This window comes from Paenibacillus sp. FSL M7-0420, from assembly GCF_038002345.1.
Lineage (GTDB): Bacteria > Bacillota > Bacilli > Paenibacillales > Paenibacillaceae > Paenibacillus_AQ.
The window spans coordinates 2,035,293-2,050,044 of record NZ_JBBOCJ010000001.1 but is presented as its reverse complement, the minus strand read 5'-3'; the positions used below and the strand labels follow the sequence as shown (position 1 = coordinate 2,050,044).

The 14,752-nt window shown below is 46.8% G+C and carries 12 protein-coding genes; 2 read left to right on the top strand and 10 right to left on the bottom strand.

Annotation, left to right across the window (positions count from 1 at the left end):
• Nucleotides 1–40 precede the first annotated feature (40 nt).
• The 6 genes from MKX51_RS08605 to MKX51_RS08580 form a co-directional block, all read right to left on the bottom strand.
• Complete coding sequence (locus MKX51_RS08605; protein ID WP_340992070.1) at nt 41–3,961, bottom strand: DNRLRE domain-containing protein; 3,921 nt, start codon at nt 3,959–3,961, stop codon at nt 41–43.
• Between the two features lie 255 nt (nt 3,962–4,216).
• Entirely contained in the window at nt 4,217–4,396 is a 180-nt protein-coding gene (locus MKX51_RS08600) for a topoisomerase DNA-binding C4 zinc finger domain-containing protein (protein ID WP_340992069.1), read from the bottom strand.
• A gap of 35 nt (nt 4,397–4,431) precedes the next feature.
• On the bottom strand, nt 4,432–4,722 hold the full coding sequence (locus MKX51_RS08595) for a restriction endonuclease (protein ID WP_340992068.1): 291 nt from the start codon (nt 4,720–4,722) through the stop codon (nt 4,432–4,434).
• A 426-nt stretch (nt 4,723–5,148) separates the two neighbouring features.
• Nucleotides 5,149–5,340 carry a hypothetical protein gene (locus MKX51_RS08590; RefSeq protein WP_340992067.1) on the bottom strand — a complete coding sequence of 64 codons (192 nt, stop codon included), beginning with the start codon at nt 5,338–5,340 and terminating at the stop codon, nt 5,149–5,151.
• Nucleotides 5,341–5,353: 13 nt separating this feature from the next.
• Nucleotides 5,354–6,298: a YARHG domain-containing protein gene (locus MKX51_RS08585; protein ID WP_340992066.1), complete on the bottom strand. Its 945-nt coding sequence runs from the start codon at nt 6,296–6,298 to the stop codon at nt 5,354–5,356.
• Between the two features lie 784 nt (nt 6,299–7,082).
• Complete coding sequence (locus tag MKX51_RS08580) at nt 7,083–7,433, bottom strand: hypothetical protein (protein WP_340992065.1); 351 nt, start codon at nt 7,431–7,433, stop codon at nt 7,083–7,085.
• Between the two features lie 168 nt (nt 7,434–7,601).
• Here MKX51_RS08580 and MKX51_RS08575 point away from each other — a divergent pair, with 168 nt between their 5' ends.
• Nucleotides 7,602–8,792, top strand: a complete 1,191-nt coding sequence (locus MKX51_RS08575) for a pectin acetylesterase-family hydrolase (RefSeq protein WP_340992064.1) — start codon at nt 7,602–7,604, stop codon at nt 8,790–8,792.
• A gap of 46 nt (nt 8,793–8,838) precedes the next feature.
• Nucleotides 8,839–9,456 carry a TetR/AcrR family transcriptional regulator gene (locus MKX51_RS08570; protein WP_340992063.1) on the top strand — a complete coding sequence of 206 codons (618 nt, stop codon included), beginning with the start codon at nt 8,839–8,841 and terminating at the stop codon, nt 9,454–9,456.
• On the opposite strand, the gene MKX51_RS08565 is transcribed toward MKX51_RS08570, so the two are convergent.
• From MKX51_RS08565 to MKX51_RS08550, 4 genes are all read right to left on the bottom strand, one after another.
• Nucleotides 9,431–10,789: a HAMP domain-containing sensor histidine kinase gene (locus tag MKX51_RS08565; protein ID WP_340942279.1), complete on the bottom strand. Its 1,359-nt coding sequence runs from the start codon at nt 10,787–10,789 to the stop codon at nt 9,431–9,433. The two genes, MKX51_RS08570 and MKX51_RS08565, sit on opposite strands and share 26 nt — an antisense overlap.
• Entirely contained in the window at nt 10,786–11,463 is a 678-nt protein-coding gene (locus MKX51_RS08560; RefSeq protein ID WP_340992062.1) for a response regulator transcription factor, read from the bottom strand. Before MKX51_RS08560 ends, MKX51_RS08565 begins: the two co-directional genes overlap by 4 nt.
• Nucleotides 11,464–11,485: 22 nt before the next feature.
• A complete protein-coding gene (locus tag MKX51_RS08555) occupies nt 11,486–13,447 on the bottom strand; it encodes a serine hydrolase domain-containing protein (RefSeq protein WP_340992061.1) in 1,962 nt (653 codons plus the stop codon).
• A gap of 679 nt (nt 13,448–14,126) precedes the next feature.
• Nucleotides 14,127–14,708, bottom strand: coding sequence for a CueP family metal-binding protein (locus MKX51_RS08550; RefSeq protein WP_340992060.1), 582 nt, complete (start codon nt 14,706–14,708; stop codon nt 14,127–14,129).
• Nucleotides 14,709–14,752: the final 44 nt, after the last annotated feature.

Here is a 14,752-nt window from a genome sequence, read left to right as displayed (position 1 = left end):
GGTGATTCTTGCTTTGAGTAAGGCTCACAGCAGATAATTACTACTGCGTAATTTTAAGGTTTACGTCATCCACATATACGTTGCCCTGCCCGCCTGCAGCAGTTCCTTTTAGTCCGGCCATAACCTTGATATAGACTGCATTCGAAGGTGCGATGCCGCTGAGACTGAGGTTGTTGTATGAACCGGTGCCCGTTCCCGTCTGTTCCACCCATCCAACACTTGCTCCACTCTCATTGAAGAACTGCAGAGCCAGCACGCCCACTGCACCGGAGAGATTATCCGTCATATATGCGGTACTGACGTTATAGCTTTCACCTGCTCCAATACCCTGGGTTTGATGAACAAACGTGTATGCGCCGGATGCCAGTCCGGATGCCGTCACTTTTAATCCATAAGCTCCTTCGTACGCCTCGCTGACTGGAAGGAAGGTTGAAGTCGCCCCCCCTGGAACATAGGTGTTCCAGTCAATGGTCTGTCCGTTTTTTGTACGTTCAAAGCCCGGATTCCACAGTTCGTTACTCTCCGCATACTCCAGCTTGATTTCATCTGCGAAGATTTCAGTTGATGCATATTCCCCTAAAGGATTTAACTTTACGTGTACTTTTGCGTTCACGGTCCCCTTGGGAATCCAGCCTTTTTTCATAAGGGTTGTGTAGGTTGTCATGCTATTCTCGACATTTATGTCGTAGCTTCCAAGAGATGTATTATCTTCTGAAAGAAACTCAACTCCTAAGACAGCTGAAGATTCGGTCATTTTCGCTCTGAATATTTTTCCTGAAAGAGAAAATGGACGGTTATCGTTTACTTCTATAGTCTGATAAATATATTCCGGACTTGTAAACCAATGTGACCTAAGCTTATAGGCTGAGTTTCCTCTGCTGACAGGTGAAGGGGAAGATACTGGCGTATAGTCAGAAAAAGAGGTGTCCGGATTCAAGTGCGTTTGCCATCCGTAATTTGGATCTGGTGCCCCCGTTTCTACTCCAGGGGTATGCTCCGTAACCTCAAACCCTCCATTAATTAGAAGATTGGTTCCATTGGTATCCGGCTGCGGATCAAGCTCTCTGCGAGTAAGGTTCCCTGCGGTATCATAAGTAAATTCAATACCATCCCCACTCTGCATCCGGATGTATTTCAGCCTGGATGCGGCATCATAGGAATATTGTGTAAACTGCCGTTCAATGGTATCCAGGATCAGACTATGCTCGATTTCATACACAGCATCATTAGTCCAAGACTGTGTACTGGTAGCCAGTTCAATTTTGTTATAACTGTCACCGCGCTTCATAGTCAGGAATGTATCACGCAGGCGGTAGTTTAGCATTGTAGGAAGAGAAAGGGCCTTGGTAGCCCGGCTCCACTTAAAGGTTATTGGATTGTTATTGATGTCACTGGCTGCTCCGCCATTTCCGCCGAAATACAGATTGCCCTGTGCGTCATAACTTCCAGAACCGAAAAGCACCTGTTTGCCGACCGGCAGATTGCTATAGAACATATCCAGCCGTTTGCTCCCGGACTGCATTGTGTATGCAAGTATACTTTTGTGATCGGCAAGGTTACGTAAGGAACCGAATACGACTGCTCTGCTGCCATCGTACACACTGAGGAACCAGTCGCGTTGCGAAGTTGTGTACTGATTCTCATCTACGGCTTGTTCGGCCGCCCAAGTCCAACTTCCTGCACTGTAAGCTGCTTCCATATAACGGATTCCAAGGCCCGCGCCAGCAGCCCCCGCATTCCAAGAAACATACAAAGCTGGTGAATTGTCTTTAATTTCCTTGCCGTTTGAAACCGAGGATGGAGTATGGCGGAAATCAATGGAGGGCCAGGTAGGAACTCCTGTAGTTCCACTGTCTAATACTGCGGTTGTACCCGGAGCACCTACCACCCCAGAAGAAGAGATATCAATCTGGTTGTACAGTGTCCCGTTCGTTCCCGCAGGCTCACTATGCTTAGAGCTTACAATATGAACGTTCCATCCTCCGCCAGATAAGGCGCGATGTGCTACCAGATCGGGATAATTTACTGTTGCATCCGTTGAAACGACAACAGGAGTACTCAGATTCCAGCGGTGTGTGACCGAATTGTACGTCCCTCGAACATATTTAATTCCTCCACCTACTGCCTTATAGGCCAAATGGAGATAGTTGTCCTGATCAATATACATGGAGCCATTTTCAGCATCCAGACGCTTTGTACCTGAGTGGAACCAGGAGCTGTCATCAGGCTTCATGCCATCCAGCCTAAAATCGCCTCCGTCTCTTACCAATAGCCATTTATAGCCGTCTGAGGTATAGTCAAGTTTCTTTTGATTGAAGGAAGTCAATGCATCTACACTGGAGCTTGTCCCGTTCCAGGTCTGGTTGGGCATCGTATACCGCAAAGTAATGGATGGATGGTTGGCAGGAATACTGGTGTTGGAGGATACGAATTTTTTCACATTAGGTGCAGTAACACTGTCAGCATGCAATTCCACCCCATAGTTCGGATACAATCCGTTCACCCACTCCGACACAAGTCCTTTAAGATAAAAGATCTGTACACCTTCACCTGAAACATAAGCTGCACCGTAAGGGTTGCCCTCTACATTCGAGCTATACGAAGGTTGTGTATTCCAGGTTACCGTACTAGCGTCCCAGGAGTTTGTAATCCGCTGCACTTGAACCTGCGTGTTCGAATTGTACTGATTCTCGGCCGTCTGATTCAAGGTTATATAGGCATCCAGCACATTATATTCGCCTGGGGGCAGATAACCCAAGTTAAAATAAAGCAGGGTACGGAACTGATTTCCGTTCGTATCTTTACCTGTATACAGACGTGGATCTGAATTATAATTGCGGTTTGGCTCATGCGCATTGAGCGTGGTATCTTTCATATCATTATTATTCTCGGGCCACAACACTACAGTAGGATCTATAGTCACTGGATATTCTAGCCCACCAAGATCCGGCTGCAGATCAAGAAAGGTTGTGCCGCCCGTGCTGCGCAAGGTTTGGCTAACTTCCCGATACGTTCCGGCAGCATCCACCAGCCAAGCGGGTTCAATTTGCAAGTCGCCTAATCTCAGGTCCTTGGATATTTCACCAGTAACCTCGTAGCTGAACGTTGAAGGCGCGGATGGGGAGTCCAGCACAATCGTCTCTTTGATTCCATCTGTCAGAAGTTGCAGGTCTACATAAGTAGACTCCCAAGCCGATGGGTAACGAATTAGTGAGCTGCCATACACATCCTGCTTAACAACTGCTTTGCTGGGGTTAGCATCAACGGGAATGAAAGACAGCCTGTCAGCTCCTTTACCAATTTCATAACCTTGGGTAAATTGCTTGCCGATCCGCACATCAAATGGCGCTTGAAGAGCGCGGTAGGCGTCCTTAGGAAGCTTAGCCAATTGCTTAGCCAGATTAAGCCGGGCAGCACTGTCTTTAGCGAGGGGAAGATTCAACTCCGGAAGCGCGTCATTGGACAACGGAATTTCGGACTGTTTGGCAATATCCGCCTCATCCGTAAGCATCAGCTCGATATCCTGCCAATTCCCTATTCTGTCCTGATAATGAAGGGCTTCGGTACTAATTACGGTCTCATAGGTACCGTCTTCAAGCTGGTAGGTTTTACTATTAGGGGTTCGTTCGTCTATTAACTCAAGGGAGGGTGAAGGCTTCTCTGGTAGTGGTTGTTTGAGATGGACATTTTCGATAACTGAAGGGGGTAAGGCTGAATCTGAAGCTACTGATGGAGCAACACCAGAACTCAAATCATTCAACTTATCGGCTACAGTTGAGAAATCATCCGAAGGTCTCACCAGATCATTACTCTTGCTAAGCAGTTTTGTCATAGGAAGTGCTGCAGCTTTGGACCAGTCTGTTCTGAACGTTTCATTCTCTGCAGCAAACAATGAGCCTGATAATACCTGAAGGGTCAAGAAAAATGCCAGCAAAAATGAAACTACCTTCTTACGCTGCATGCTATTCCTCCTAAATATGTTGTATTTGATTGTCTGTACCTTGAATGATTAGAGTCTGCTCCTTTCCTTAATTTTGAATTTTAATAACCACAATTAAGCAATTTTCAAACATATTCGACAAAACCTCTGTTTTATTACAGTTTTTAACTCTGTCAAGACCTAATATGAAATCAACTCAAAAAAGACACCCTCAGTTGAGAGCATCTTTAGAAGATTAATTTATTTTCTAATTAGATATACTGCTTATTAATTGAATTAAAGCACTACTTCGATTGGTTTAATATGACGACATTTTGGAAAGCTACTGCAGCCATAAAATTGTCCTTTAGAGCTATTTCTTAGAACAAGTTTACTACCACACTTTGGACAATTATATTCATCTACCGGCACCTCAGCAATTGCTGCTTTTGGCGAAGGTACTGCTCCCGGATTCATGGCAAGAATCATTTCAATCAGGGTTTCGCGATTAATTAGCTTACCCTGTTGGATTTCGCCAGATTATAAGCAGCCGTTGTATAATCACTGTTGGATACAACCCAAGCTTCTGATGCTCCATAGTGAGCAATAGATGCCTGCGTCTCTTGCACAGCCTTGATGCCAACACTTTTGCTGTAGCGTTTAGCTTGAATAAAAATCTTTTTATTATCCTTCTGGATAATCAGATCCGCCCCATAATCTCCAGTAGCCTTTGTTACTTCGGCCTTATAACCTTGAGTTCGGAATAATTGGCATAAGTATCTCTCGAATTGAACTCCTTCCATCTTTTCTATGTCGGCAATCCCTGACTTCTTCAGACGTTAAGCACGTTTTTGTCCAATAATAATTATTATTACCGTTACTACAGCAATACCAATTATTGGTCCGACTACAGCACCTTGGATAGTTTCGTTACATTTCGTGAATTTCTTAAACATGTTCAGATATATTCTGTTCGGAGAAAAGTTAATGACTGATGTTGCTGACCTATACGGATTTATGAATAATAGAACTATCATAACCTGAGAAAAAACAGTATATGGACTCCAATAAAAAACAGCCTTAAACTGAAAAAGTCCTAGACTGCCGTATTATTGTATTAAAGCTCCTCTTTAGTAAAACGATTGTTAACTCGTTGATTCTACCACCTGTGAGAATAAATAAGTGTTCAAACCGACTTTTTACAACAGGTCCATAACGTCATCCTCCGTCTAATCATATAAAATCAACCCATCAAAAAAATCACTATAGTCTACATCTTCATCGCCCATTGTGTACCAGACTTCCTTACCCGTGCTGGTCTGAAACTTTATATGGCCGAGTTTATCATCACCCATAAATTTCACTTTGTCTCCGGGTTCCAGCGAAAAGGCTTCGTCCGTATCATCAATATGAAACTGCACAGTAATTTCCTTTTTAATCGTTAAAAGCGTTGGGGGGGTCCATCGGATAAAAATCCTCGTGCTCTTCCTGAAGAGAATGATCGATATTTAGACGAAAAACCAAATCACGGAACCAGGTTTGAAAATCCTTGCTTCCTTTTGCGCTGACCACTCGCCCATGGCCATCAAACATCAAGCTGTGTGCCGAGAAACCGGGAAGTTCACCTATCCGCTTGAGCGTTTCACCGTCATAGACATAGAAAGATGTTGATCGTAGAAAATCCATTTGCGAATCCATTTGAAGTGCAATCTCGAAATATGGATCGTCAATATTCAAATCGACAATATCCAGATAAGGAAGCAGCTCACTGCCCAACTCCATCGTGATGTCCTTCACCTTCAACTTGAAAGCCCCTAATTCCGTTTCAGGAGGGATTAACTTAATCTCTTCTTCATGGCCATCTCCGTTCAGATCCACTTTCATCTTCTTCTGTTTAAAGCTCGAATCGCCTATGTAACTCCGTAAATGGACGTCATCTTTATGGGCAGATTCAAGCTTATAGTCAGCGTATTTGGCTTCGTAGTCATGGAGTAACGCAACGTTCTGTTTCTCCGCCGGGTTAAGATGCTCCTTATAAGTAGCGTCTGGCTGATACCAAGGCTTGGCGGCAAAATAGTCCTGCAAATCCTTCCGCTTGAATACATACCCATGCCTTGCAAATATCTCGTTGCGCGCAAACTCCATAATACGGTTATCAAGACTGCCGATATTTTCCGGTGTAAGCACCGAGTTCGAGCTGTCCTTTAGAATATATTCACGTGATGTAATAGTGGAGTGAACATTATTTATCTCATTTGTCGCAACTAGCTTTCCAACCACACCTTCAGCAACCTTCTCTTTTTTCGCATAAGTACAGCCAGAAAAGATTAAAGACAGCATAATTATCCCATATAAAAGGCGAAACTTTAGAAAATTCATTTGTTGACACCCACTTTGTCATGTGAATTCGATGATAAACGCATAGGCCTACTCTAGATTAATTTGAGGTGAAAATTGATACTCTCGTTTATATTGCAAACCAAGTTTAAGTACTATGCTTTTAATCGGTGCGTAGACTGTTCCTGCAAGAATACACTTACCCCTGTTTTTCGCTACGAATGCAGTTTCATCCCTTACCGCATTTATGGAATGTAATGGGAGAAATATTTTTACCATTCCTGAATCTGGAGTATTCAAAACATCCGCTCCAGATGTTGAATATGGGATATGTTTCGAAGAATTTTGCTACTATGATTGAACTAATGAAACCCACTTCGTCTAATGGTGAAGACCTTAAACTCTTTGATATTGAAATAAAACATTTCGATTGGTGATACGCAGTGCTCCCGAACGTTCAAGAGTCCCTTGTAGATAATCGCAGAGTTCATTGAACCTGTCGGTCAGGATATGTAACTGGTCTTCGCTAAAAATAGGAGGCCAAATATAAAATGAGCGGCGCAGCCGATTGTATGACAATATCATTTTCAAACCGTATTGGGTTGTTACCTTAAAATATTTGCCGAGGATATCCTGGCCATTCCATTAGGAACCAATACGCGGTTGGTTTCAGAGAAAATCTTCGCTGTTCCCCATCTCTCCATTCTTATCTCTAAAAAATAAATTAGGATTAAGTGTAGTCCAATAACCAGCAGTACGTAGAGAATGGCTTGGAGTATCGTTTGTAACGCTTTCATCTTTCATCGCCCTTCGTTGAGCTTTTCACTTACTTAAGGGATTCACTCAAATTCTCAGGATTAAATTCCCGCTCTTTACCCTCTGCATCAACCACAGAAATTTGCTCAGGCGGATTTTCCAGACTTTTTCCCCTAACTAACAACTGTCCTTCCCCTTCGATCTGGTACTTTCTGATATACACTCCTGAACCGATATCCTCATACGGATACTTGTCAAAATCGCTCCAATTCAGTGCGGCTGCATTATCCACTAAGCTCTCTAATTCATTTAACGAAATATAGCCGCTTGTTCCTAGCTCCTTATGACTTTGGCAGGCTGTACTGAACATTAAGAGAAATAACAATGTGACTGAAAACTTGAGGCATTTGGATAGTGTCATACAATCCCTCCAGGTCCTTATCATTCCACTGGTAATCTTAGGGATAATTATATCGTAATTTATGAAAAACCAAAAATTAAGGAGTAAGTTGAATTACGCCAGGGGAAAAAGTATACACCTTGTGCAATGAGTTAACTAGACGTATACTTCTATTAAGGGGGCGATGAGATGAGCAGAATGAAGAAAATCACGATATTTACGGGTATTGGATTGTTGAGCGTTGTTGTCATTGCCATTGTTGCGGTCTACGCCTTCGTAATCCAACGGCCGGTGACCTCTACTCCCGTAATCACGGAAGTGAAGCCCTACGAGTGGAATAAGGTCAAGCTGGGCGGGAATACCCTTTCCAGTGATGGATCAGAGTATTTCATATGGACTAAGACTGGTGAGAGCAACAACTGGATCATCTTTTTTTCCGGCGGCGGGGTCAGCTGGGATGCCCGGAGCGCTGCACATCCTATTAAGCTCATGAACTTTATTAAAGGTGGAGATACAGGCAACTATTTCGCTGACATTCCGTTTTATATGCTGACTTTGCTGGGCGGGATGATGGATACAGACAACCCGGATAATCCTTTTCACGGCTGGAATGTGGTCTACCTCCCTTATTCAACAGGTGACTTCCACATTGGGAACCGCACCGCTACGTATCCGCGAGAGGACGGCAGCACCTTCACCATGCGGTATAACGGGCGTACTAATGTGCGCAGCAGCCTTGACTGGATCTATGCGAACGTGGCTAAGCCCGGGAAGCTGCTGATTGCAGGCGAGAGCGCCGGGGGATTCGGGTCCGCCTTCTGGGCGCCCGAGATTGCTTCACATTACCGGGATTCTGAGATTTTCCAATATGCGGACAGCTCCTTCCTGAAGTCAGACAAGTGGCCGCAGGTGATGAAGCAGGAATGGGACTCGGATTTCACTGCAAACTTCGGTTATGCGCCGGAGGCAGATATCATCGGGGCTGCCTTTCGGGCGAATGGCCGGCTGCTGCCTGCAGGTACGGTGCTTTTACAAGCCTACTCGGTATATGATGAGATTCTGATCCACTTCCAGAACAAGATTAACGATTACAACGGGCCACTGGACCAGAAGCTCATTAAGGAATGGTCAGAGGAAATGCGGCAATCGATAGCAGCTCTAGCGGCCACAGTTCCTAATTATTATTACTATCTGACTGATTACGGGCTGAACGCTGAGAACGGGACAACCCCGCACACTTTTTCCACCCGGGAGACCTTCTATCAGGCAGAGCAGGATGGTGTGAAGCTTGTGAAGTGGCTGGGGGATGCGGTCAATCAGCAGAAGCGCTATTCGGTAGGCAGCAAGTTCTTGGGGACGTCAGCACCTGCTCAGGAGTAGCTCCTGCAGCAGCGGTATTTTCGCAGGAAGACAGGAGAGAAGATCATTGAATTTACGTGAAAAGCAAATGCAAATGACCAAAGAGCTCATTAAGGAGGCCGCGCTGGGCCTATTCTGTACTCAGGGGATCGAACGCACGGATATGGCACAGATCGCCGGACAAGCCGGTGTCTCCCGCCGCACGTTGTACCTTCATTATAAGGACAAGGAAGACTTAGCTGCTAAGCTCTATGTGGATAATCTGGAGCGGATGTTTGGCAGGCTGCTGTTTGATTTTGATTTTGCCCAGCCTGTACAATCCCTGGAGAAGATTCTGGATCAATATCTGGCATTAAAAGATCATCACGAGGCACTGATCTATTATGATGCCATTTTTGGAGTCTACTACAGCACCCTGTCCAAGAATCCGGCGGAGCTGCCTGATTTCAAGAGAGCTATGGAGGTCTGGTATTCCCGGTACATAAACCTTGAGACAGTAGCGGTGGCTCCAGAGTATCAAAAAAAGTGGCTGGATCTTCTGCAGAAGTCCACCCACCTGTATTTCATGTATTTACAAAAAGCCGTTATTCTGTCTCATCAGCGGGGCGGTTCCGTTACGGAGGAAGACCGGGCAGCGGACCGGCAATTCAAGGATTTCATTATGGCTGGCGTGCGGGCAATCTGACGATAATCGTTGTTCCCTCTTTTGCCGCACCGTCCAGCTCAATACTGCCCTGATGCAGGGAGACGATTTTTGAGACAATGGCCAGTCCCAGACCGTTCCCGTTATTCCTTCCATTCCGCGACTTGTCTATGGTATAGAATCTTTGGAATACCGCACCCCACTCTTCCGGGGAGATCCCGATGCCATTATCGCTGATCGTGACCGCAACTTCTGCTGCACTGTGGTCTATACGGATGCGGATCTTCCCGCCTTCAGGCGTGAACTTGATGCTGTTGCCCAGCAGATTCATCCACACCTGCTTCAGCTGATCCTCATCGCCAATGATATAGACCGCTTCCGGCAGCTCCAGATCGATAACGATGCTTCGGGCTGCCCATTGCGGCTCACAGGTCACCACGATGGTTCTAATCTGCTCATCAAGCCGGAAGGAGACTGCCGAGAAGGGGTGATGCTCGGAATCCAGGGAAGCCAGCTTCAGCAGATTATCACTCAGCCGTGACAGACGTCCACTCTCCGCAATGATGATATCCAGATAGTCCTTACGCTCCTCTTCCGCAATCAAATCATTGTTCTGCAGTGCCTTGGCAAAACCCGAAATGGAGGTAAGCGGTGTCTGGATTTCATGGGAGACATTAGAGACGAAATCCTGCCTCATCTGCTCCAGCTGCTTCAATTCCCCCGCCATCTCCACATAGCTCTGTGTCAGCTCTCCGATCTCGTCTACACGGTTCATCTTAAGATCTACCTCAAAGTCACCCTTGGCCAATCTTCTGGTGGCATTAGTCAAAGCCTTGATCGGCTCCACCAGGTATCTGGCAGCCACAACAATACAACCGCTTCCCAGCACAAGCACGAGCAGCAGCACAAAGAGTACCAGACGGTTGACAATATGTTCGTTCTCGGCCGAGTACTGCAGGAACATCGCACGCCACTCTCCCTTGAGCATAAAGGGCATTCCAATAAACGTATCATTATCTTCCGTGGAAGAACGATAGACCTTCCCCTGCAACACTTGCCGGACAGCCCCGGGAGTGATGGTAACAGCCGGACTATCCGCGAGCCCGTAAAAAGTATGTTCCCCCGACTGGTCGTACAAATGGATAGGATGCGCCGATACCTTAACCATACTATTCAGGAACTCATCCGTATCTTCAGGCCTGGCGTCATCATAGCGGTGAATGATCTCCCTGCCCACTGTAATCATCTCGTTCTGTCCCTCATAGCTTATTTGCTTCTGAAATACATACAAGCCGATGAAAAAGGAACAGATCAGACTAAAGACAATAATGCCGAGAAATGTGAGAATGACCCGAACATACAGTGTCTTGATCATGACTCAGGAATCAGGCGGTAGCCCAGACCGCGGGCGGTTTCGATATGAAAACCCTCGCCATTGCCGCTGAACTTCTCTCTCAGCCGGCTGACATGCACATCCACAGTCCTGCCGTCCCCTTCATAATTCAAACCCCAGATTTGCTGGATCAGCTGTTCTCTGGTGAAGATCTGCCTGGGGTGGCTGACCAGCAAAAACAGAAGATCAAATTCCTTCAAAGGTAACGTGACCGGCATTCCACCGCGTGTAACCTGAAAAGTCCGGCGGTTAAGCACCACATTGCCAAGCTGTACGGACTGGGAAGTGACAACCAGTGAGCGTTTGAGCAGCGCTTTTACCCGCATAACCAGCTCAACCGGATCAAAGGGCTTGGTCAGATAATCGTCCGTTCCGAGCTGAAATCCTTTCACTTTGTGGGCCGATTCCGCTTTGGCCGTCACCATGAGAAGGGGCAGGTTGGCATCCGAACGCCGGATTTCCCGGCACAGCTCCCAGCCGTTCAGTCCCGGCATCATAATATCCAGAATCACAAGATCGACATGTGAGTTCTCAATGATGGACATCGCCTTGGTACCATCCCCGGCTTCTTCGAGGCCGAACCCTTCCTTGCGCAGATATAGAGACATCAGCTTCCGGATATTGTCATCATCATCCGCGATCAGTATAGTAGCCACGATCATCCTTCTCTCTTAAGCGTTATCCAAACTGCCAGCCGAGCAGATTCCAATAGTAGAAGAAGAACGTCAGTTGGGCAGCCGAAAGCGTCACTAATGTGTAATGCACCCGCCTGAGGGCGGTCCAATATTTATTCTTCCATACCAGTATAGCCGAGACCAGCATTGCTAAGGTCAAGCCCGCCATAATGATTGGCATAACCAAGCTGACAGACAGTAAAGGGCTGATACTGCTGAGCTTCTGCATAATGTCCATGGACATAATAACCATAAACAGAGTCATAAAAGATAACAGCGCCCAAACGGCAGTTCCCGCAGATAATCGGATAGCCCGCTTTTCCGGGAGCGTCATCGCCTTGAACCTGCGTCTGAAGAAGAGGGGGCCGGGCAAAGCCGTGATGAAAATGAATCCTGAGACACCAAGGAGGATAAGCCAAAACTTACTCTGATCCAAAAGCGGCGTACGCTCCAGCGGCATCTCCGGAGCCATGTCCAGGAGCATATGTGTTACTGTGCCGGACTCATCCGTAAGGAAGCCGATCTGATCGGTCCCTTCCTCCAGCTGAAACAGGTTAGGAGCGACTGCTCTGTACAGCTGTTGTTCACTGCCGCTTCCCAAGGATATTTTGTTATCCACAATCGTAACATTCAGTTGGGCAAAAAAGTTAAAGAACTTGTCAATATCACTTATGTTGCGGCGTGTAAATTGATAGGAGCCGGCATATTTCTGTACGGATTCCGCGGAAGCGGAGAACTCCGGCTGCTTCACTTCAGGAGCGGGATAGTACCGGTTGAACAAGGCCTGGACCAGATGGGTCGCAGCTTCGCTGCCTTGACCGCCATTGTAGGATAAGAAAATCCCCAGTTGCTTGGCTGGTGCGAGATACAATTCCGTATTAAACATGGGATCGGAGCCGCCATGAGAGATTAATCTCACCCCGTTCACCCGCTTCTCTGCGAATCCGAGAGCTACTCCCGGCAGGCGCTTATCGAGCTGGAATGCCGTTGAATGCATGAATGCAGCCGTCTCAGGCTTCAGAATCTGCCCGTTGCCATATTTCCCGTTCTGCAGATGCGCGATCATGAAATGTGCCATGTCTATTGCAGATACAGTACCCGAGCCGGCAGGACGAAATCCGCCCTCGAATGTAGGTGTGCCAGGAATAAAGCTGCCGTTCCCGCTATTATACCCTACCACCTGGTAAGGGATGAATGACTCCGGCAAAGGCTCAACTACCGTTGAATGCTTCATGTCCAGCGGATCGAAGATATACATCTGAATATAATCATTATAAGGAATACCGCTGACATCCTCCACGATCATACCTGCAAGCGTTGCTCCATAATTAGAATAGGCACTCATCTCACCTGGCGGTCTGATCCGTGCCAGCATATGTTTATTGAGTGTCTCCGAGATGGAACCGGGCAATCCGGCAGGATCAGTAACGATCTGATAACCAACTCCGCCCTCTTCAAAGCCTGCGGTATGGGTCATCAAATGGCGCATGGTGATGGGTTCAGGATAAGTGGCAGGAATCTTCACAGATTTCAGGTAGGTGTTAATGTCCGTGTCCAGATCAATCTTGCCCTGCTCCACCAATTGCATCACAGCTGTCCAGGTAAACAGCTTGGTCGTTGAAGCGATTCGGAACATGCTGGTTGCAGGGTCAACCGGAGCCGCTTGCTCCAGATTCGAGCTGCCATACCCTTTGCCCAGAATGATTTTGCCATCCTTGACGATGGAGATCACCGCGCCGGGAATTTGCAGCCGGTTCATATACTCTTCCATCATTCCATCCACGAAGGCTGTCAGACTTGCCGTATCCTCAAGCTTGGCAGGAGATTCAATCCGGGAATCCGGTGAAGCGGCTTGCCCTGTCTCCGCACTGGCATGTTTCCCGGGAAATATAAGGCCCGCACTTAATCCCATCACAGCCAATATTGCCAGAGCAGCGTCCCGCCATTTTTTCTTAGGTGTTAACATGATTACCCTCCGCATCATCTTATATATAATTTTCCTCCGCCTAACACTTATAGAGATTATCAGAGTAGTGTGAATGGAACGTTAACAACGCTATCAACTATGATTTTCAGGACTTCGGACAGTATTAGTATTTGAATTAATGTATAAAAAAATCCGGAAGGCTCCCCTGTATGGAAGTTCTTCCGGATTTTTCATTTCAGGCACGCGTCCCTGGGCTCACAAGTGGATTCAGCTTAATTTGCAGTAAGCTGCATGGTCAGCCGCTGCAAATAACGGTAGACCATGTACGGTTTCATCCTCCGCTGCTTCCAAAGGGTCAAGGCATACCCGTAATATTGCAGATTTTGCAACTTTGGTTCATAGAGACTTGGGGGTACGGGAGAAATGTTGCAGGAAATGCAAGAATCTACTTGCACAGCCGCTTGGATGAGGGTGAAATATTGACTTTTGTACAACATTTCCGGATTACGGCTCTTTTAATGAGTAGAATGTTGCAATATGTGCAGGATTTCCAAGCTTCAGCGTGAGACAACCTTCACCCTCTCTTAGATTGGCGGGCAAAGGGGGTACTCCTGCATATGCAGGGTGCCTGCCGCAAAGTACAATCCATGTGATTTTTATTTTATTTACTACTATCTTCTCCTTATATCACAGTCTATATAGGATAACTAAATGTGCACTAATTAGCTGTTAATTGCATAGTAGTCAGGCAAGTATCATCGCTCTCAAAGGTAGAAATCTCGGACTGGGCCGTTCTGCCCTCTTGGGAGATTGTCATCCGGTACTTCCGGTCGCGCGGGAGCCAGAGGTCGATGAAGCCGTTGGACTGGGATTTCACGGACTTGTTCATCACTTCCTTGCCTTCGGCGTCTTCGATGTATACGTCAAATTCCTGGTCCGTCAGCTCCCCCTGGCAGCCCGTCAGGCTGTGCGTTGCGCAGGGATGCGTATTTTGCACATATGGAGCAACCGACAGGAAGAATTCATCCTCCGGAAGCTCATAAGCTGCTTCGTTTGGACCTCCGCTGTCCACGATTAGCTGTGTGGAGGTAATCGAAGCGGAATCTGCCGTCAAGGTGCGCGAGCTGTAATCTGCCACCATTTGCTTGATATTTTGACTGGATGCTGCCTGAGTGTCCGGCTGGGTGCTGACCGCTACTTCCCGGTGATCAGCCGTCTTACGCCCCTCGTTTCCTGCATACCAAAAGATTCCGACTGCCGCAATGACTGCACAGGTACCCGCCACGATTTGTTTTCTCATACTCCGAATATTCATCTCCTTATGGAATGTAATGCTTCATATAG